This window comes from Pseudonocardia xinjiangensis (assembly GCF_050948425.1).
GTDB lineage: Bacteria > Actinomycetota > Actinomycetes > Mycobacteriales > Pseudonocardiaceae > Pseudonocardia > Pseudonocardia xinjiangensis.
Map to the genome: position 1 here is coordinate 1,343,540 of NZ_CP192009.1, position 19,259 is coordinate 1,362,798.

Here is a 19,259-nt window from a genome sequence, read left to right on the forward strand (position 1 = left end):
GTTGCGACCGCTGCGACGTTCACGCCGGTCCCTCTCCGGCCAGGGCGCGCACCAGTCTGACCTGGGGGTCCAGGTTGCGCTTGGCGTACCGGTGGTAGATGAACGTGATCGCCAGCGTGGTGACGAACTGGCCCAGGCCCAGCAGCATGCCGACCGTGACCAGGCCGACGACCCGCCTGCCCATGAAGTCGTGGGCGTAGGCCGCCAGCAGGACGAAGATGAGATACCAGCCCAGGAACGCGAACGTCATCGGGAACACGAACCGGCGCAGCCTGGTGCGGAGCTCGGAGAACTCGCGGCTGCAGTGGATGGCCGCGTAGTCCACCCGCCGCGATGGCGGGGGCACCTCGTGTTCCGGTTCGGGGGTGGGTCCGGTGCCCCACAGGGTGGGGGCGACGGCGGGTTGGTCCCGCCCGAAGTCTCCGGCCCGTATGCCGGGAGAGTGGTACGTCGCACGCCCCGCCCCAGTCGAGTGCCGACGTCGGGGACCTGTCGCTCGGGTCAATGTTCCTCCAGACGGAGTCCTTTGCTGCGACGGTGCAACAGCCGTAGGCGTCACGGTGGGTGATATCACAGACGGGCCGGGCTAGGCCGATCGGAGTAGCGGCAATCCGGGGCCGCCGTCACCGGCTGGTGTCCCGCGCCAACGGGCCGGTGGGAGACGGGGGACGGCGGTGCGGCCCCGGCACCGCATCGAGCGCCCGGCGGGTGCGCCCCACGGCCGGACGCGGCACTGCTCGTCCCCGGCCGCAGGTAGACCCCCGGATTTGCGGTATCGCGCCGGCGATCCAGGCCCGAGGTGATCAAGCACTCAACGCGATATTCGCACCCGATTGGGCATCTCACCGGCTTCTTCCGATCAATCACCTCAGCGCTCGGATGACCGTCTCGTACGTGTCGCCCCGCGTTCATCTCCCGGCCGTGTCCATCGGCGAGCGTGACGACCGGCCACCACCCGGTCGGGTGAATCGACCGGCCATGTACGTGACAGGGAGAACATCCATGACGAACGGAATGTCCCGCCGCGGCTTCTTGCGCGGGACCGCCGCTGCAGGTGCCGGAGTGGTCCTGCTGGGCGCGAGCGAGGTCCTGCTCACCGCGCCGAACGCCGCAGCGGCACCGGCGCCGGCCGGCGCGGGATACGGGCCGCTGGTGGCCGACCCGGCCAAGCGCCTCGCCCTCCCGAAGGGCTTCACCTACTCGGTCGTCACCGAGGCCGGCGTGACCCGGCTGGAGTCCGGCGAGTTCACCCCGAGCAACCACGACGGCACGGGCGCCTTCACGGGCAAGGGGGGTGGCACGGTGCTCGTCAACAACCACGAGCTGGGCGGCGCGCTCGCCGACACCCCGCTGCCGGTGCCGCACCTCGAGGGCCTCACCTACGACCCGGGCAGCGCGGGCGGCTGCACGATCATCGAGACCGACAAGGACGGCAAGCGCGTCCGCGAGTTCGTCGGGATCGCGGGCACCGCCCAGAACTGCGCCGGCGGCATCACGCCCTGGAACACCTGGCTGACCTGCGAGGAGACCGAGGGGCTCGCCGGCTCCGGCGGCCGCACCAAGGACCACGGGTACGTGTTCGAGGTCGACCCGTTCGACCAGGCCGCGAACCGTGACCCGCAGCCGATCAAGGCGCTCGGCCGGTTCGCCCACGAGGCCGCCGTGGTGGACCCGAAGTCGGGCAACATCCTGCTCACCGAGGACGCGGGCGACCCCAACGGCCTGCTCTACCGGTGGGAGGCGCCGAAGAAGTTCAAGCCCAAGAAGGGCGGGCTCCGGGAGCTCGGCCCGACCGACGGCGTGCTCGCCGCCATGCGCTGCACCGACAAGGCCGGCGCCTTCGTCGACGACCTGTCCCGCGCCACCGAGATCGGCACCACCTACGGCGTCACCTGGACGACGGTGCCCGACCGCGACGCCCGCACCACGTCGGTCCGCAAGCAGTTCACCGGCGACCAGGTGACCCGTGGGCACAAGCTCGAGGGCGCCTGGTGGGCCGACAACGGCGCGTACATCGTCACGAGCTACGCGCGTGAGGACAGCCCGGTTCCCCACGACGGGCAGGTGTGGTTCTACGACCCCAAGCGTGAGACCTTCACGCTGAAGGTGCGCTTCGGCGTCAACCCGAACCCCGACCAGGACGGCGCGTTCGACGGCCCGGACAACATCACCGTCTCCCCGTGGGGCGGCCTGATCGTGGCCGAGGACGGCGAGGGTGTGCAGCACCTCGTCGGCGTCACGGACGGCGGGGACCCGTTCCCGCTGGCGCGCAACGAGCTCGGCAACGGCAGCGAGTTCACCGGCCCGGTCTACTCGCAGGACAAGAAGATCCTGTTCGGCAACATCCAGACCCCGGGGATCATGTTCGCGATCAGCGGCCCCTGGAAGAAGCAGCACTAGCCGCGGCGCCCCGCCCCACCCCGGCAAGTTGCAGCAAAGCCACTTTCATGCAACCACGTTGCGTGAAAGTGGCTTTGCTGCAATGCGTGGGGGCCAGCGGGGGCGGGGGGAGCCAGCCGTCGCGGGTACCGGGCGGCCTTCCAGGCTCGCCGCCGCCGCGAGCAGCTTGAGCTCGTCGCCCGGGCGGCCGACGAGCTGCACACCCACCGGCGCGCCCCGCACGGTCACGGGGGCGACCACGGCGGGCAGGCCGGCCAGGTTCCACGCCTGCGTGTACGGGACGCGGGCGGCGGACACCAGCACGGTGGGCAGGTAGCGGCGGTTCTGCAGGGCGCCGGCCCGCAGGGGCGGCCCGGCCACCGCCGGGCTGAGCAGCAGGTCGTGGCCGCCCGCGTCGAGCCAGTCGAGGAACCGGCCGCGCCACGCGGCGGCCGCGGCCGGGTCGGGCATCCGCATCCGCTGCACCCGCCGTCCCTTGCGGACCACGGTGGCGGTGCGTCGCTCCACCTTCCGCTCGTCGAGGCCGAGGTCGGCGAACTCGTCGGCGACGCCCGCGTGCCAGCGCCGCGTCCACTGCGTGACGAGGGTGCGTGAATAGGGCGGATCGGCGAGGGTGACCGTCGCGCGGTTCGGACCCGCGCGGAGGCGGGCGGCCGCGCCGACAGCGGCGGCCCTGTGGTCGGGGTGCAGCCGTCCGATCGGCGACGGGTGGCGCAACGACAGTGCGATGCGCGCCGGTCCGCCGTAGGCGACGCCGTCGTCCCCGGCCTCGACGCCCCCGCGGAGCACCGCGAGCATCAGCGCGGCGTCACTCGCGGTACGGGCCATCGCGCCCGTGGCCGTGAGCCCGCGCCAGTGCTGCTCGGCCCCGCCGGGCAGCGGCACCACGCCCGCTCCGGGCTTGACCCCCACGAGGCCGCAGTACGCCGCCGGGATGCGGATGGAGCCGCCGCCGTCGGTGCCCAGCGCCAGCACCGCCATCCCCGCCGCCACGGCCGCGGCGCTGCCGCCGCTCGACCCGCCGGGATCCAGAGCAGGGTCCAGCGGGTTGCAGGTGACCCCGAACGCCGAGTGCGTGAACCCCCAGATCGCGAGCTCGGGCATCTTGGTCTTGCCGATCACGACGGCGCCGGCGGCGCGCAGCCGCTTGACCAGATCGTCGTCGCGCCGGGCCGGCTCGGCCGAGGTGGCCAGCGAGCCGTGCCGGGTGGGATACCCCGCGACGTCGATGTTGTCCTTGATCGCCACCGGCACCCCGGCCAGTGGCAGGGCGAAGCGGTCCGACCGCGTGTCGACGGCTCCCGCCTCGGCGAACACCCGCTCCGGGTCGTGCTCCTGGAACGCGCCGACCGAGGGCTCGCGGTCGGCGATCCGGGCCAGATGGGCTCGGGCGACGTCGGCCGCGCTGAGGCGCCCGTCGTGCACACGCGCCGCGATCTCGGCCGCGGTGAGCGCGGTCACGTCGAGGGCCATCCCTCCACCATCGCACTGATCAGGCGTTGTCCGTGGTAGACCCGCCGGAGCGGCCGACCGGCGCGACGCCGGGCGACCGCCCGGTCAGCTGCGGGGGACGGGGGAGGTGGCTCCGTCGGCGGCCAGCCAGCTGCCCTCGTGGTGCGCCTGCTCGCCACGGGCCTTGCGCTCGCGCTGCGGGGCGATCACGTGCTGCGGGTCGGCGGCCGACGCCATCCCCGCCTCGAACACCGCGAACCGGGTGGCCAGCGATCCCGCCGCGAGGGCCGCGCCGGAGGCGACGGCAGCCACGCGGCCGCGCCGCCCGCCCAGCGCGGCGAGCACCGCACCCAGCCCGCCCGCGGCGGTGAGGGCCCGGGACAGCCGGTTCCACCGGCCCGCCTTCCCCTCGCGGTACGCCCCGACGACGTTGCCCGGGATCGGCTCGAGCCGCCGCTCCAGCATCTCGCCGGCGGCGAGCTCGGCCGCTGCTCCGGCCACGGCGAGCCGCACCATCGGCAGGCGCTCCCGCCTGGCGGCCCCGGTGAGCCCGGTGATCGCCAGCTGTGCGCCCGCACCAGCCGCGGCGCCGCTGGCCGCGAACAGCACCGGCAGCTCGCCCCGGGCCTCGTGCCACGCCGGTATCGCCGTGTCCGCCAGCAGGACGCCGGTGTAGCTCGCCAGCGGCGGACCGAGGAACGCGGCGCCCCACCCGGCGAGCCTGCCGAGCCCCGGCGTGATGCCGGTGAGCTCGGAAGCCGCGGAGGCCGACGCCAGCGCGGCGAACGGGCTGAGGATCCATGAGCCGATCGACAGCGGCGACGTCGGCTTGATCACCCGCAGCATGTTGAGGAAGCGGGTGGGACGGCCGAGGTCGTGGACGAGGGCGACGGTGCCCAGCATCGCCCCGCCGGTGGCGACGAGCCGGCCGCCGCGGCGCAGGACCGGCCGGCCGGTGGCGTCGCCGAGCGCCGCGACCACCGCCGACGTCCCGGCCATGCCGCCCACCCACAGGTAGACCGGCACGTCGGGGTTCTTCCACGTCGGCTTCTTGAGGATGGGCCGCCCGTAGTAGGAGACGAACTCCGCCTCGGGGACCATCGAGCCCTTGATGCGTTTGCGACCCCGCCGCTCGCGCCTGCCGACGCCGCCGTTGCCCGCCACGTCCGTCTCCTTCATCGGGCCGTCTCCGTCATCGGGACCGCCCGCCGAGGAACGACCCCACGACCGCCGCCGTGAGACCGACCGCCGCCAGCGCCGCCCGCTTCCACATCTGCGGGAGGTCCCGGGTGGTGACCACCGGGTCCGGCGGGAGCCCGTAGACCTCCGGCTCGTCCAGCAGCAGGAAGAAGGCGCCGTCGCCGCCGACGCCGTCGTCGGGGTCGCGGCCGTAGAGCCGGGCCTCGGTGACGCCGTTGCCCTGCAGCTCGGCCAGCCGCCGGTCGGCCCGTTCGCGCAGCTCGTCGAGCGGGCCGAACTGGATCGACTCGGTCGGGCAGGCCTGGGCGCACGCCGGGGTCAGCCCGTCCTTCGTGCGGTCGTAGCAGAGCGTGCACTTGAACGCCCGGCCGTCGCCGGGCCGGATGTCGATCACGCCGTACGGGCAGGCGGGCACGCAGTAGCCGCAGCCGTTGCAGACGTCGGGCTGGACGAAGACGGTGTCGAACTCGGTGCGGATCAGCGCGCCCGTCGGGCAGACGTCGAGGCACGCGGCGTGCGTGCAGTGCTTGCAGACGTCCGAGGACATGAGCCAGCGCACGTCACCCGCGGGATGGGCCGGCGACTCCTCCGTGCGGGTCTCGATGAACGCGACGTGGCGCCAGGTGGAGGACCCCAGCGCACCGGTGTTGTCGTAGGACATGCCGAGCAGGTCCATGTCGCGCAGCCCGGCGAGGTCGGTCGGGTTGCTGCCGGTGGGGCCCGCGTCGGACGGGACGAGGTTCCACTCCTTGCACGCCACCTCGCACGCCTTGCAGCCGATGCAGACCGAGGTGTCGGTGAAGAACCCCAGCCGGGGCGGCCGCTCGCCCGGCATGCCGAGGTAGGAGGCGGCGCCGTCCGCCGCCCGGACCTCCTCCGGGGGTGTCACGCCAGGCCCGCCCGCCGCTGGTAGTCCTCGACGAGTGTGCGCAGCCCGGCGCCGTGTGGACGTCGTCCGGGCCGGATGTCGCAGGTGAGCACCTTGGACTCCTGGATGTCGACGTTGGGGTCGAGCGTCACCGACAGGAGGTCGTTGGCGCTGTCGCCGATGGCGAGACCGTTGTGCCCGAAGTGCCAGGGCACCCCGATCTGGTGGGTCTCCCGGCCTTCGATGCGCAGCGGCTGCATCCGCTCGGTGACGAGCACCTTCAGCTCGATCGCGCTGCGGGCCGTGACGACGGTGGCCCAGCCGAGATGGGTGAGCCCCCGCTCGCGTGCCAGCTCGGGCGAGACCTCGCAGAACGCCTCTGGTTGCAGCTCGGCGAGGTAGGGCACGAACCGGCTCATGCCGCCGCCCGTGTGGTGCTCGGTGAGCCGGTAGGTGGTGAGCACGAACGGGAAGACCGGGGAACCCACCGGGTGGTGCCGGTTGCCCTGGCTCTCGTAGAGCTTCGCGGCCGGGTTGCTCGTGTGCTGCGGATGCAACAGGTTGTGGAACGGCGTCTCCGCCGGCTCGTAGTGCGTCGGGAGCGGTCCGTCCACCAGCCCGGCCGGGGCGAAGAGCCACGCCTTGCCGTCGGTCTGCATGATGAACGGGTCGTCACCGGCGAGCGCCTTGCCCGCCCGCGCGTCCGGCGGGGGCACGTAGTCCGGTGCGGTGGTCGGCGGGAAGTCCGGCACGTCGTGGCCCGTCCACTTCTCCCCGTCCCACCAGATGAGCGCCTTCCGCTCGCTCCACGGCTTGCCGTCCGGGTCGGCGGAGGCGCGGTTGTAGAGCTGGCGCCGGTTGGCGGGCCAGGCCCAGCCCCACTCCGCGGCCACCCAGTCCTGCTCGCTCGCCGGCTTGCGGCGTGCGGCCTGGTTGACGCCGTCGGCGAACACCCCGCAGTAGATCCAGCAGCCGCAGCGGGTGGACCCGTCGTCGCGCAGCTGTGTGTAGGCGGTGAGCAGCTCACCGTCGGGGCCGTAGCCGTTGATCTCCTTCAGCACGTCGGCGGCCACGGGCTCGGCGGACGGCCCCTCGGTGGCGTAGTCCCAGGTGAGCGCCTTGATCGGGGCGTCGCGCGGGTCGTCGGAGTCGGCGAGCCGCTCCTTGATGATGCGGCCGAGGTGGTAGAAGAACCACAGGTCGCTGCGCGCGTCGTCGGGCGGTTCCACCGCCTTGTGCCGGTACTGCAGCAGCCGCTGGGTGTTGGTGAAGGTCCCGTCCTTCTCCACGTGCGACGCGGCGGGCACGTAGAAGACCTCGGTGGCGATGTCCTCGGTGCGCACCTCGCCGGTCTCGATCTCGGGCGAGTCCTTCCAGAACGTCGCGGTCTCGATGCACGACAGGTCCCGCACCACGAGCCACTCGGCCTTCTCCAGCGCCTTGCGCTGCAGCCGCCCGTTGGCACTGCCGACGGCCGGGTTCTCCCCGGCGACGATGTAGCCGGGTACCTTGCCCTCGGCCATGTCCAGCACGGTGGCGTAGTTGTTGTGGTCGCCGGACAGCCGCGGCAGCCAGTCGAACCCGTACTCGTTCTCGGCCGTGGCCGCGTCGCCGAACCAGGCCTTGAGCAGGCTGGTCATGTAGTTGGGCATGTCGCCCCAGAACCCGGCCTTGCCGGCGTCCGGCTCGATGTAGTCCTCGAGCGACCCACCCCGTTCGCCCGCGGGCATCGGGAGGTAGCCGGGCAGCAGGTTGAACAGCGTGGGGATGTCGGTGGAGCCCTGGATCGACGCGTGCCCGCGCAGCGCCATGATCCCGCCGCCGGGCCTGCCGATGTTGCCGAGCAGCGTCTGCAGGATCGACGCGGCCCGGATGTACTGCACGCCGACGCTGTGCTGGGTCCACCCCACCGCGTAGGACCAGTTGGTGGTGCGGTCCCGGCCGCTGTTCTCCGTGATCGCGCGGGCGAGCTCGAAGAACGTGTCCTGCGGGATGCCCGCGACCTCCTCCACGAACTCCGCCGTGTAACGCGCGTAGTGGCGCTTGAGGATCTGGAAGACGCAGCGCGGGTCCTGCAGGGTCGGGTCGCGCCGGGGCTTCTCCGCCACCGACGCGCCACCGCTGCCGTACTTGTCGCCGCCCGCGGTCTCCCGCTGGTGCTCACCGCCGTGGGCGGACCGCTCGCCGCCGCCCCCGTCCCCGTCGCCCTGGCCGTCCCCGTCGCTCTCGCTGTCCTGGTACGCCCAGCTCACCGGGTCGTAGGTGTGGGACTTGTCGTCCCACCCGCTGAAGACGCCGTCGAGGTCCTCGGTGTCGACGTAGTCCTCGGAGATGAGCGACGAGGCGTTCGTGTAGGAGACGACGTACTCGCGGAACTCCTTGCCCTCACTCAGCACGTAGTTGATCAGGCCGCCGAGCAGCGCGATGTCGGAGCCTGCCCGGATCGGCACGTGCAGGTCGGCCAGGGCGCTGGTGCGCGTGAACCGCGGGTCGATGTGGATCACCTTGGCGCCGCGCAGCTTCGCCTCCATCACGAACTGGAAGCCGACCGGATGGCACTCGGCGAAGTTCGAGCCCTGGATCACGATGCAGTCGCTCTTCGCGAGGTCCTGCTGGAACGTCGTGGCACCGCCACGACCGAACGAGGCCCCCAGACCGGGGACGGTGGAGGAGTGTCAAAGGCGGGCCTGGTTCTCGACCTGGATCGCGCCGAGAGCCGTGTACAGCTTCTTGATGAGGTAGTTCTCCTCGTTGTCCAGCGTGGCGCCACCGAGATGTGCGATGCCCATGGTGCGGCGCAGCGGCTGGCCGTTCTCGTCGGTGTCCTGCCACGTCCGGCGTCGCGTGTCCAGCACGCGGTCGGCGATCATCTCCATCGCCGTGGCGAGGTCGAGCTCCTCCCACTCGGTGCCGCCCGGTCGCCGGTACCGGACCGTGGTGACCCGGTCCGGGCGGGAGACGTACTGCTGGGACGCCGCACCCTTCGGGCAGAGCTTGCCGAGCGAGATGGGCGAGTCGGGGTCGCCCTCGATCTGGATGACCTTCTCGTCCTTGACGAACACGCGCTGCCCGCACCCCACCGCGCAGTACGGGCAGATCGACCGGACCACCCGGTCGGCCTCGGCGATGCGCGGTCGCAGGTGCTCGCTGCGGGCGGATCGGGCGGCGTCACCGCGGGCTGTGGGGTCGGAACCCCTCAGCTGACGGACGACCGGCCACAGCTCGATGAACTCACGAACACCCACGTGGGCCCCGTTCCCTCGGCTCCGACGAGCGAAACCCCCGAGCCCACGTTAACCGCGTTCGGGAAAGTTGGCGGAGGCGGACGGGAATCGAACCCGCCTGACCGAGATGCTCGACCACGTCGGTTTTGAAGACCGCGGGGGCCACCAGGCGCCCTTACGCCTCCACGCGCAGGCTAGCGACTGGCCTCGAGAGCCTGCGGCACCCCGTCGGCGATCTCGAACAGCGTGAGCAGGCCGGTGGCCTCCAGCGCCCGCGTGACGATCCGGGACCCGGGCACCAGCCGCAGCCGGCACTGCCGCTGTTCGGCCTCGTCCTTCGCGGCGACGAGCACGGCCAGGCCCGCGGAGCCGAGGAACGTGACGTCGGTCAGGTCGAGGACGAGGAGCGAGACGTCGGCGAGCTGCTCGTACACCCGGTCACGCAGGACCGGAGCGGTGAGGGTGTCGATCTCGCCGACCACGTGCATGACGCGGACACCGTCGCCGTGCCCGACCACGTCGAACCGCACGACCTCACCGATCTCGTCGGCGAGGTCGGCGCTCGTTGGCTCGACGGGGGAATCGCCGCTCATGCGCACCGGCTCCTCGAAAAGGCGTCGTGGACTCGTGGTGCGGACTGTGGTCTCAACCGCGCTTCAACCCTACGGGCGCCCCCAGGGGCGAACAACAACACCCCCGTCCCCGGGTCGGGCCACGCGTCCCTGCGGTTCTGCATGATCGAAACGTGCTCGTCGGGGGTCCGGAAGAGGTGCGCCGGCAGCTGGGGGATCCTGCGGGGATGCCTGATCGGTTCTCCGTCCGCATCGCCGTCCGCAGCTACGAGATCGACGTCAACGGGCACGTCAACCACGCCGTCTACCACCGGTACGGGGAGCACGCGCGTACCGAGCACCTCACCGCTGCGGGGTGTTCCCTGGGCCGGTTGACGGAGCACGGCATGGGCATCGTGCTGCTGGAGACCCACGTGCGGTTCCTCCGGGAACTGAGCCACGGGGACCTGGTGGACGTCGACTCGCGGCTGACGTTCGGGGCGGGCCGGACGTTCGAGATGGCGCACACGCTGCGGCGCGGGCCGGACACCGTGGCAGCCGAGATCACGTGCCGGATGGGGCTGCTCGACTCCGTCACCCGCAGGTTGTTGCCGGAGCCGCAGAAGCGGTTGACCGAGCTCGCCACAGCGCCGGAGCGGCTCGGTCCCGGGTAGCCCGGCGCGGCGGCCGGGACGTCGATCAGGAGGGATCCGCGTCCGGAGGACTCTGCCGCGTGGAGGTGAGGGAGAGGGACTCGATCTCCAGGGGCAGCCGGGGGGCCACCAGTGGTGGGACGCGGCCGCCTGCCCGCCGCACCACCCGCCTGCTCCTCAGGTAGGCGAACGGGCCGGTGGCCAGGCCGCGCAGGCGGGCGCCGGCCGCGCCGGCCGGCATGCCGGAGCCCGCGTCGCTCTCCCGTTCCGAGATGCGGCGCAGCTGGGCGACCGCCGCCGGGATCCTGCGGGCCGCGGCGGCGCGGGCGCGGGGGTCCAGCGCGACCTTCGTGAGGAAGCCGCCGAGCCCGACGGCGTAGCCCTCCAGCTGGACGCGCAGGGCGGCCTGGCCGGTGCGGTGGTGGTGCCACACCCAGGCGGCGGGCTCGTAGCCGAGTACGTGATCGGCCAGGATGAGGCGCACCAGGAACTCGCAGTCCTCGCCGCCGTGGGTGGGGGAGCCCGGGCCGAGTGCCTCGTCGAAGCCGCCGACGGCCTTCGCCACGTCCGCGCGGACGGCCAGGTTGGCGCCGATGCCGAAGAGGCCGGGGGAGAACGGGAAGATCGCGGACTCGGCCGGGGGGTCGGCCAGCGAGTAGCGACGCCGCACGAACCCCTTGTTCCAAGCCATCGCGCTGTCGGCGGCCAGCTCCTCTGCGGTGGTGAGGCGGGCGGCGAGCACCGGACCGCTCACGCACGCCAGCTCCGGGTCGGCGGCGAACGCCCCGGCGATGCGCCCGGCCCAGCCCTTGTCGGGCTCCGTGTCGTCGTCGGTGAAGGCGACGATGGCCGTGCGCGCCTCCTGCAGGCCGCGGTTGCGGCCGACCGAGGCACCCCGGCGGGGCTCCAGCACGTACCGGACGCGGGGGTCGCCGATGCGGCTCACCACGGTGGCCGTGCTGTCGTCGGCCGGTTCGTTGTCCACCACCAGCACGGTGATGTCGGTGTGCTCGCCCGCCAGCAGAGCGCGGACACAGCGTTCCAGGCTCTCCGGCCGGCCTCGGGTGGCCACCACGACGGTGATCGGCTCGGTGGACCACGGGGGGAGGGGTGGGTCGGGCACCTCGCCGAGCTGTGACTCGAGTGCGGTGCGGATGTCGGAGGCGACGGCCAGGCCGGCGGCGAGCGGCAGCTCGACGATTCCGACGGGGGCGCCGGCCGCGGTGACCAGCAGCCGGGCGGCGGTGAAGTGGGGGTCGACCGCGAGGTCGGCGACGGGGGAGTTGCGGTCCAGCTCACCGACCCAGGTCGGTGAATGGGAAGCGATCCAGGGGGGCAACTAGGGCCTCTCAAGGTCGGACTGTCGGGGGAGTGTCCGTGCGTAAGCTATGTGAAAACTCATCTAGCTTGATGAGAAGGATGTCCTGTTGGCGTTGATCGGTCCGGGCTGAGCGGCCGAACGCCTGTGGTGGCACTGAGAAGCGCCGAGCGGCGCCGTAGGCTGCACCCGTGGCATCGGCGACGATCGTCCCCTTCCTGCACGGCGACCGGGATGTGCTCAGCGTCCTGCTCGACCGCCGGTCCGAGGGGAGTGAGCCGGGCGCGCGCACCGACGAGCACCGGGTGGCGCTGGTCATCGGTGGTGGCGGGATGCGCGGTGCCTACGTCGCCGGAATGCTGCGGGCGCTCGACAGAGCGGGTCTCGTCCCCGGCTTCGACGAGGTCTACGGGGCGTCGTCGGGTGCGTTCAGCGCGGCCGCGTTCCTCACCGGGGACGCCGCGGCGTGTGCCGCCAGCTACCCGGAGGACCTCTCCACCGACACGTTCATCAACATGCGCAGGCTCGGTACGCGCCGCCCGGTGGTGGCGCTCGACCACCTGATCAACGAGGTGCTCGACGGCCGCAAGCCGCTGTCGTGGGACGCACTGGGCCACACCGCCGCCGAGCTGCGCATCGTGGCCACCGACGCGAGTGACCTCACCGCGCACACCCTCACGGGGATGGAGACGGTCGCCGACTGGCGGCAGGCGCTGCGGGCCAGCGCGTCGATCCCGCTGCTGTGCGGTCCGCCGGTGACCTACGGCGGACGCCGCTGGGTGGACGGCTCGGTCGGTGAGCCGCTCGCGATGGCCAGGGCGCTGCGCGGGGGCGCCACCCACGTGCTGGTGGTTCTCTGCCGCGGCACCGACGACCTGCACCCCGACGCGGACGCGGGGCTCTCGCTCTGGGCCAGGACCCTCGACCGCCTGGTACCGGGGCTGGGCACGGTGGCGCAGGGCTCCCGCCGCTACGGCGCCGACCTCCGGCTGGTCACCGATGCCGCGCACCCCGACCGCGGTCCCGGCCACCTGGCCGCCATCGGGCCCTCCCGGTCGGTCGGGATGGGCGCGCTCTGCGTCGACCCCGACCGGGTGGGCGAGGCGGTGCGGGTCGGCGACGAGTCGGCGGTGGCGGCGATCGAGGCGGTCGCAGCGGAACGACGGGACCTCGGGGCGCGCTGAACGACTCGACCCGGCTCGATCGCTGCCCGGCGGATAACGTCGGTGGCATGGAGGCAGGAGAGCGGCCGCGCGCGGCCGTCGTCGTCACGGGCAGCGAGCTGCTGACGGGATCGATCAGCGACAAGAACGGCCCGTGGGTCGCCCGTGAGCTCGGCGAGCTCGGTTTCGAGGTCGCGCACGTGCTGCTGGTGGGCGACCGGCCGGACGATCTCGCCGCCGCGCTGCGCTTCACCGTGGAGGCCGGGTGCGTGCTCGTCGTCACGAGCGGGGGTCTCGGGCCCACGGCGGACGATCTCACCGCCGAGGTGGTGGCGTCCTTCGCGGGTGTCGAGCTCGTGCTCGACGAGGACATGCGCGAGCACATCGCCGGCATTCTGCGCCGCCGATGGGCGGCCCGCACCGAGTTCTCCGCGGAGGCGATCGAGGAGGCCAACCGCAAGCAGGCGATGGTGCCCCGTGGCGCGGTGACGCTGCCCCCGGTCGGCACGGCGCCGGGGCTCGTGGTGCCGCGGCCGGGCGGCCCCCTCGTGGTGGTGCTGCCCGGACCGCCGCGCGAGCTGCAGGGGATGTGGCCCGCTGCGCTCCAGGCGCCGCCGTTGCGTGAGCTGCTCGGCGGTGTGCCGCCTGCGGAGTCGCTGGCGTTGCGGTTCTTCGGGCTGCCGGAGTCCGAGATCGCGGCGACGCTGCGCGAGTTCGACTCCGAGATCGACCTGTCCGGGGTGGAGGTCACCACCTGCCTGCGCCGCGGGGAGCTCGAGGTGGACCTGCGGCCGAAGCCCGGCGCCGCGGTCTTCGCGGGTGAGCTGCACGCCGCTCTCGCGGCCCGGCACGCGAAACACCTCGTGAGCACCGACGGCACCACCACCGACGAGCTGCTCGCCCGGGCGTTGCTGCAGCGCGGCTGGACCGTCGCGACCGGCGAGTCGTGCACCGGAGGCATGCTCGCGTCCCGGCTCGTGGACCGGCCCGGGTCCTCGGCGTACGTCGCCGGTGGTGTCGTGGCCTACTCGAACACCGCGAAGACGCAGCTGCTCGGCGTCCCGGCGGAGATGATCGAGGAGCACGGGGCGGTGTCACCCGAGGTGGCGAGGGCCCTGGCCGACGGTGCGCGGGAGCGGTTCGGGGCGGACGTCGGCGTCGGGATCACCGGGGTCGCCGGCCCCGACGGGGGCACCGAGGCCAAGCCGGTCGGCTACGTCTGTTTCTGCGTCACCACCGGAGAGGGGCTCGTGCTGGCCCGCGACCCCCGCCTGCCGGGGAGTCGTTCCGACGTGCGGGAGCGGTCCACCGACCTCGGGATGCACCTGCTGCTGAGAGCGGCGGCCCCGCGCCCGTGACACTCCGGTGGCCCGGCCCGTGAAGGTCGGGTCCGGCCACCGTCGTCGGCGGCGGCCGGACCCGGAGCAGGTCAGCCGGTGCGTCAGCGCCGGGGGCAGCGCTGACGGACCGGGCTGACAGGTCGGGACATGCGGATCAACGGACCTTGCGGAAGAACGTGCGCAGCTCGTCCACGAAGACGTCCGGTTGTTCCAGCGACGCGAAGTGGCCACCCGTCGCGGGCTCGCTCCAGTGCCGAAGGTCGGTGTAACGGCGCTCGATCCACTGGCGGGGCAGCCGGACCAGCTCCTGCGGGAACTGGGTGACGCCGGTGGGCACCGTCACCTCGTCCATCCGCCGCCGCTTGAAGCTCTCCCAGTACAGCCGCGCCGAGGACGCTCCGGTCCCGGGCAGCCAGTGGAGCATCACGTTGTCCAGCAGCCGGTCGCGCGAGATGACGTTCTCCGGGTGGCCCGCGCAGTCGGTCCAGTCCCAGAACTTCTCGACGATCCACGTGCACTGCCCGGACGGGGAGTCGACCAGCCCGTAGCCCAGCGTCTGTGGCCGGGTGGACTGTTCGCTGGAGTAGCCGGTGCCCACCTTCTGGAAGGCCTTGCCTGCGGCGAGCCCCGCCTGCTCCGACGGGCTGAGCGCGGTGCCCTCCCCCTCGGGAGGGGGAGCGGCGAGCGGCATCGTCAGATGGATGCCGACGAGGTTCTCCGGGGCGCCGGTGCCGAGCGCCGAGGTGATCATCGAGCCCCAGTCGCCGCCCTGAGCGCCGTAGCGGTCGTAGCCGAGCCGGTCCATCAGCTGCGCCCACGCCGTGGCGATCCGCTCGACACCCCAGCCGGGCACGGTCGGCTTCCCGCTGAAGCCGTAGCCCGGCAGGGACGGCACCACCACGTGGAACGCGTCGCGCGGGTCGGGCGGGTTCCGCAACGCCTCGATCACGCCGAGGAACTCCACGATCGACCCCGGCCAGCCGTGGGTGAGCAGCAGCGGCAGCGCCCCCGCATGCGGCGAGCGGGCGTGGATCAGGTGGATCTCGACGGTGTCGTCGCCACCGCCGTCGAGACCGGTGCGGAACTGCGGCAGCGCGTTGAGCTCGGCCTCGCAGCGCCGCCAGTCGTACTGGCGGGCCCAGTAGTCGCACAGCTCGCGGGCGTAGTCCAGCGGCACGCCCTGCGTCCAGCCCTCGGCGGTGGCTGCCTCGGGCCAGCGGGTGCGGGCGAGCCGCTCCCGCAGGTCGTCCAGGTCCGTTTCGGGGATCTTGATCTGGAACTCGCGCATGTCAGAGCTGTACCCCACGGGTCAGTGCGCCATCGATGACGAGGTGGCTGCCGGTGATGAAGCTGGCCCGCGGACTCGCGAGCATGACCACGCCGTACGCGATCTCCTCCGGTCTCGCCATCCGGCCGGTGGGGTTGAGCCCCAGCGCGTAGGAGTAGAAGTCCGGGTCGTCCCGCTCGATGCTCTGCCAGACGCCGCCGTCGAAGTAGGTGTTGCCGGGCGTCACGGAGTTGGCCCGGACCTTCCCGGCGAGCTGGTGGGCCAGCCCTGACGTGTAGTGCACGAGCGCCGCCTTCATCACGCCGTAGGCGCCCAGCGCGAAGTCGATCTCCCGTCCGGACACGCTCGCCACCGCGATGACCGACCCGACGCCGCTGGCCTCGAGGTGCGGGAGCGCCGCGTCCACCATGCGGACGGTGTGCATGAGGTCGACCTCGAAGCTGGGCTTCCAGTGCTCCGGGCCGGGACCGATCGCCAGCGCGCTCACGTTGGCGACGACGACGTCGATGCCCCCGTAGTGCTCCGCCGACGCCGCCACCCACGCGGTGAGCGCCTCGGCGTCGGCGACGTCCACGGCGGTGCCGGTGACATCGTGGCCCGCTCCGCGCAGCTCCTCCTCGACCGCGGCGACGTCGGTCGCCGTTCGCGCGCAGAAGGCGACCTTGACGCCCTCGGCGGCCAGACCCTCGACGATGGCGCGACCGATGCCCTTCGTGCCGCCGGTGACCAGTGCGGTCCGGCCGGTGAGCTGCAGATCCATGGAAGTCCTTCGCTAGAGAGCGCGGGCCTGCTCGCGCAGGTGACGGTGCATCCCACCGTAGGCATCGGCAGCGGGCAGCAGCGCCTTCTCGATCTTGGTGACCGCGCTGTAGTTGGTGTCGCAGACGTTGGCCAACGGCGACCGGCTGATCTGGGTGAGCAGCTGGTAGGCGTCGAGCGGGTCGAGCCCGTACAGCTCACCGAGCCACCCGACCATCCCGACCTGGCTGGCTCGCCAGGCGTCCTCCAGCGGGCGGGACGAGCCGACGACGGCGTAGTGGTCATCGTGCTCCAGCCGGGGCCACGCCGGTGCCCCACCCTTGATCAGCTCGACGATCACCGTGACGTTCATGGCGCCCTCGACCGCGGTGCCGCAGCTCTCGCCCTCACCCTGGCGGTAGTGGCCGTCTCCGAGGGAGAACAGGGCGCCCTCGACGTTCACCCCGAGGAAGCAGGTGGTGCCTGCCCGCATCTCGGGGGTGTCCATGTTGCCGCCGAACGTGTCGGGCACCAGGCTCGAACGGACCTCCCGCCCGGGCGGAGCCACTCCGACGGTGCCCAGCATCGGGGCGAGCGGCAGCTCGATCTCGAGCTGGGAGCGCTGGGCCTCGAAGAGCACGGTGCCGCGGTCGCGGTCGAGCTGGTAGATCCAGGTCTGCTCGGGGAGCGGGTCGTTCAGCAGCGCGGTGCGGTCGGTGCCGGTGAGCGCGCCGAAGAACGGGATGGTGGTCGACGCCCCCCAGTCGCGGGCCGGGGTGAGGTCGACGATGTGCACGGCGAGCGTGTCGCCCGGCTCGGCGCCCTCGACGTGGAACGGCCCGGTCTGCGGGTTCACCTGGGTCATGTCCAGCACCTGCGACGGCTTGTCGGAGGTGCGCTGCAGCCGGCCGGAGAAGGCGTCCTCCGTCCACAGCCGCAGGAGGGTGCCGGGCTTGATCCGGTGGGTCGGGGCGACCCCGCCGAACGTCCACGCGTACTGCTCGGGCTCGGGGCGGAACTCGACGACGTCCACGAGGGGTGATCGTCGTGTCAACGGCCACTGACGCGCAAGCCCCCACGAGGTAAAGGAGTGCCCGGCGTGATGCCCAGCCGGGTCGTCGACCCGGCTGATGGGTGGGTGGCCGCCGAGCACGGTGCGGCCAACCCGGTGATCGTCGACTGAGGGCACGCGCCGCGCGAACGCCGCGAGCGGGTGAGAGGACCCGCTCGAGACCCGCCCGGCGATGCGCACTGCACAGACCTGGCGGCCGGGGGCGGGACGACGGTGTCATGGTGCGCACCGTCGAGGTCGTAGCCTAGGTGCCGGCGCCGCTGTCGAGAAGCCAGTGGTAGCGCATGCGCATCCCGCGCTCGACGGCACCGGCCACCGCGCCGAAGCCGAGTGCGAGATTGAGCCACACCGGCAGCTGCAACGGCGACTCGAACGTGCCGACGGTCGCGGCGATCGGCGGGATCTGGGAGATCGGTTCCGCGATCTGCAGCAGATTCAGACCGACTCCGATGAGCAGCATCAGGATCGAGACTGCTCCGATGAGCCCGCTCGCGGCGGGATGCTCGTCGGCGAAGCGCATGCGCCGCCCCTCGGCGGACCGCGGGTCGGGGACAAGGCGTTGCACCGTCCCGTCGTCGGCGACGAAGTGGCAGCGACGCATGCCCCCCTTGCCGGTGCGGACCTCGATGTGACCGTCGGCAACGGGGAATCGTGCCGGCAGCTTCGACTCCAGCCGGAGGTAGCCGTCGAGGTACAGCCCGGCCCGGACGACGCCGTACTGGGGGTCCCCGCCGTGCTTGACCTCGACCGTGTGCACCACCGGCCGGCCTTGTACGGGAAGCGTGATCGACAGCACCGAGCGGCGCATCAGCTGCCACCAGCGGAATGGCTTGAGCGCCCGCCCGTCGCCCGGCTTCGCGCGCTTGGTCAGACGGCGTTCGTTCCAGCTCGAACTCGTGGGTCCGGTCTCTCCCCCGTGTTCGGTCGCGGTGCGGCTCGTCGCTCTCCGATGCCGTATCACCGGTCGACCGGACTCTGGTTGCCGGCGAGCGTGTGCGCGTACGGTTCGGCGGCTCCAGAACTCCGCACAGGCCCCCCGATCCCGGGCGTGCGGGCCGGGCCGGACCTGCGGGTCATCCACCAGACGATCGCGGTGACGACGACCAACACCGCGCTGGGGACGAGGTTCGCCCACGACCCGACCACCTCTGCCCGGTTCGCGAGCTCGGCGCCGACGTCGACGTGCAGAGTCGTGCCGAGCACCAGGAAGGCCACGTTGTAGACGCCGTGCAGGACGACCGCGACCTCGAGTCCACCTGTGCGCCAGGTGACGATCGCCGTCGCCGAGAACAGCACGAGATAGGAGGTGAGCAGGAACGGGTCGAGCGTTCCGTGCGCGAGCGAGAACAGCACGGTCGTCACGACGACTCCGAGGACCGCGCCGGATCGGGCTCCACGGGTCCAACCACCCAGCACACGGAACATCAGGCCGCGAAAGCCGTACTCCTCCCCCGCCGCGCCGAGCGGGGTCAGCAGCATCCCGATGACGAAGAACCAGACGAGATCGACGGTCGTCCACGGGGCAGGGTTGCTGCCGCTCAGGGACCTGACGGCGACCACGACCAGGATCGGCGGCCCGAACACCAGTAGCGCGCGACCGAGAACGCCGAACCGGAAGCGGCCGGCCACCGAGTGCAGCGACCCCGCGGGCACCCCGTAGAGGACACGCTGCAGCACCATGCAGTACGGGATCAACGCGGACAGCGCCAGCGCACCTGCGGCCTGACGTAGCGGCGTCGACGGTCCCGACCGTCCGAACAGGGTGGCGTCGGCAACCTCGGAGAGGCGCTGGAACAGGACCGCGAACCCGATGAACCCGGCCACGAGCAGCACGATCGCGAGGACTCCGCGCAGGATGCGGCGGCTCTCCCCTGCGTACACGCGGTGGTACTCGACGCGGGGCGGCACCGCGGGAGTCCGCACGGGGCCGTCATCTCGAAGGAGCCAGGGGTGGTGGTCGGGGTCCGTCATCGTCTACTCCTCGTGGCCGGC

General features: G+C 72.3%; 16 protein-coding genes and 1 tRNA gene. 4 read left to right on the plus strand and 13 right to left on the minus strand.

Annotated features, from left to right (window positions below):
* Positions 1-19: 19 nt before the first annotated feature.
* A complete protein-coding gene (locus ACQPZA_RS06480) occupies positions 20-346 on the minus strand; it encodes a DUF485 domain-containing protein (protein ID WP_312859130.1) in 327 nt (108 codons plus the stop codon).
* Positions 347-1,002: 656 nt separating this feature from the next.
* Between ACQPZA_RS06480 and ACQPZA_RS06485 the strand changes: the two genes are divergently transcribed.
* Complete coding sequence (locus tag ACQPZA_RS06485; RefSeq protein WP_169396319.1) at positions 1,003-2,400, plus strand: alkaline phosphatase PhoX; 1,398 nt, start codon at positions 1,003-1,005, stop codon at positions 2,398-2,400.
* Positions 2,401-2,445: 45 nt separating this feature from the next.
* Here the strand turns inward: ACQPZA_RS06485 and ACQPZA_RS06490 are convergent, their stop codons facing one another.
* The 6 genes from ACQPZA_RS06490 to ACQPZA_RS06515 form a co-directional block, all read right to left on the minus strand.
* On the minus strand, positions 2,446-3,873 hold the full coding sequence (locus ACQPZA_RS06490) for an amidase (protein WP_433279251.1): 1,428 nt from the start codon (positions 3,871-3,873) through the stop codon (positions 2,446-2,448).
* Between the two features lie 84 nt (positions 3,874-3,957).
* Positions 3,958-5,031: an NrfD/PsrC family molybdoenzyme membrane anchor subunit gene (gene nrfD, locus ACQPZA_RS06495; protein WP_433279253.1), complete on the minus strand. Its 1,074-nt coding sequence runs from the start codon at positions 5,029-5,031 to the stop codon at positions 3,958-3,960.
* Between the two features lie 13 nt (positions 5,032-5,044).
* Positions 5,045-5,887 carry a 4Fe-4S dicluster domain-containing protein gene (locus ACQPZA_RS06500; protein ID WP_169396333.1) on the minus strand — a complete coding sequence of 281 codons (843 nt, stop codon included), beginning with the start codon at positions 5,885-5,887 and terminating at the stop codon, positions 5,045-5,047.
* Positions 5,888-5,937: 50 nt separating this feature from the next.
* A complete protein-coding gene (gene fdh, locus ACQPZA_RS06505; RefSeq protein WP_433279255.1) occupies positions 5,938-9,165 on the minus strand; it encodes a formate dehydrogenase in 3,228 nt (1,075 codons plus the stop codon).
* 68 nt (positions 9,166-9,233) lie between these two features.
* A tRNA-Sec gene (locus ACQPZA_RS06510) sits at positions 9,234-9,329 on the minus strand.
* A 9-nt stretch (positions 9,330-9,338) separates the two neighbouring features.
* Entirely contained in the window at positions 9,339-9,737 is a 399-nt protein-coding gene (locus tag ACQPZA_RS06515; RefSeq protein WP_433279256.1) for an STAS domain-containing protein, read from the minus strand.
* Positions 9,738-9,943: 206 nt separating this feature from the next.
* Here ACQPZA_RS06515 and ACQPZA_RS06520 point away from each other — a divergent pair, with 206 nt between their 5' ends.
* Positions 9,944-10,369, plus strand: coding sequence for an acyl-CoA thioesterase (locus ACQPZA_RS06520; protein ID WP_433279258.1), 426 nt, complete (start codon positions 9,944-9,946; stop codon positions 10,367-10,369).
* Positions 10,370-10,394: 25 nt separating this feature from the next.
* Here the strand turns inward: ACQPZA_RS06520 and ACQPZA_RS06525 are convergent, their stop codons facing one another.
* Complete coding sequence (locus ACQPZA_RS06525) at positions 10,395-11,687, minus strand: glycosyltransferase family 2 protein (protein ID WP_433279259.1); 1,293 nt, start codon at positions 11,685-11,687, stop codon at positions 10,395-10,397.
* A gap of 170 nt (positions 11,688-11,857) precedes the next feature.
* On the opposite strand from ACQPZA_RS06525, the gene ACQPZA_RS06530 reads away from it, so the two are divergent.
* Positions 11,858-12,850 (plus strand): patatin-like phospholipase family protein, encoded by a 993-nt coding sequence (locus ACQPZA_RS06530; RefSeq protein WP_169395028.1) that lies wholly within the window; start codon positions 11,858-11,860, stop codon positions 12,848-12,850.
* A gap of 47 nt (positions 12,851-12,897) precedes the next feature.
* Positions 12,898-14,187, plus strand: a complete 1,290-nt coding sequence (locus tag ACQPZA_RS06535; protein WP_433279261.1) for a competence/damage-inducible protein A — start codon at positions 12,898-12,900, stop codon at positions 14,185-14,187.
* 136 nt (positions 14,188-14,323) lie between these two features.
* Here ACQPZA_RS06535 and ACQPZA_RS06540 read toward each other — a convergent pair whose 3' ends face one another.
* The 5 genes from ACQPZA_RS06540 to ACQPZA_RS06560 all read right to left on the minus strand — a co-directional run bounded on the left by ACQPZA_RS06540 (position 14,324) and on the right by ACQPZA_RS06560 (position 19,238).
* Positions 14,324-15,457, minus strand: a complete 1,134-nt coding sequence (locus ACQPZA_RS06540) for an epoxide hydrolase family protein (RefSeq protein WP_433279262.1) — start codon at positions 15,455-15,457, stop codon at positions 14,324-14,326.
* A gap of 1 nt (position 15,458) precedes the next feature.
* Positions 15,459-16,217 carry an SDR family NAD(P)-dependent oxidoreductase gene (locus ACQPZA_RS06545; protein ID WP_169395031.1) on the minus strand — a complete coding sequence of 253 codons (759 nt, stop codon included), beginning with the start codon at positions 16,215-16,217 and terminating at the stop codon, positions 15,459-15,461.
* 12 nt (positions 16,218-16,229) lie between these two features.
* Positions 16,230-17,228, minus strand: a complete 999-nt coding sequence (locus ACQPZA_RS06550) for an acetamidase/formamidase family protein (RefSeq protein WP_433279265.1) — start codon at positions 17,226-17,228, stop codon at positions 16,230-16,232.
* A 283-nt stretch (positions 17,229-17,511) separates the two neighbouring features.
* The gene (locus ACQPZA_RS06555; protein WP_433279267.1) at positions 17,512-18,075 is read right to left on the minus strand and encodes a hypothetical protein; all 564 of its coding nucleotides are present in this window, start codon (positions 18,073-18,075) and stop codon (positions 17,512-17,514) included.
* A 149-nt stretch (positions 18,076-18,224) separates the two neighbouring features.
* Positions 18,225-19,238: a CPBP family intramembrane glutamic endopeptidase gene (locus tag ACQPZA_RS06560; protein ID WP_433279269.1), complete on the minus strand. Its 1,014-nt coding sequence runs from the start codon at positions 19,236-19,238 to the stop codon at positions 18,225-18,227.
* Positions 19,239-19,259 lie beyond the last annotated feature (21 nt).

Coding starts and splice junctions, on each gene's coding strand:
- ACQPZA_RS06485 (WP_169396319.1), top strand. CDS start 1,003: ATGACGAACGGAATGTCCCGCCGCGGCTTCTTGCGCGGGACCGCCGCT.
- ACQPZA_RS06490 (WP_433279251.1), bottom strand. CDS start 3,873: ATGGCCCTCGACGTGACCGCGCTCACCGCGGCCGAGATCGCGGCGCGT.
- nrfD (WP_433279253.1), bottom strand. CDS start 5,031: ATGAAGGAGACGGACGTGGCGGGCAACGGCGGCGTCGGCAGGCGCGAG.
- ACQPZA_RS06500 (WP_169396333.1), bottom strand. CDS start 5,887: ATGCCGGGCGAGCGGCCGCCCCGGCTGGGGTTCTTCACCGACACCTCG.
- ACQPZA_RS06515 (WP_433279256.1), bottom strand. CDS start 9,737: ATGAGCGGCGATTCCCCCGTCGAGCCAACGAGCGCCGACCTCGCCGAC.
- ACQPZA_RS06520 (WP_433279258.1), top strand. CDS start 9,944: ATGCCTGATCGGTTCTCCGTCCGCATCGCCGTCCGCAGCTACGAGATC.
- ACQPZA_RS06535 (WP_433279261.1), top strand. CDS start 12,898: ATGGAGGCAGGAGAGCGGCCGCGCGCGGCCGTCGTCGTCACGGGCAGC.
- ACQPZA_RS06540 (WP_433279262.1), bottom strand. CDS start 15,457: ATGCGCGAGTTCCAGATCAAGATCCCCGAAACGGACCTGGACGACCTG.
- ACQPZA_RS06545 (WP_169395031.1), bottom strand. CDS start 16,217: ATGGATCTGCAGCTCACCGGCCGGACCGCACTGGTCACCGGCGGCACG.
- ACQPZA_RS06555 (WP_433279267.1), bottom strand. CDS start 18,075: ATGCGCCGCTCGGTGCTGTCGATCACGCTTCCCGTACAAGGCCGGCCG.
- ACQPZA_RS06560 (WP_433279269.1), bottom strand. CDS start 19,238: ATGACGGACCCCGACCACCACCCCTGGCTCCTTCGAGATGACGGCCCC.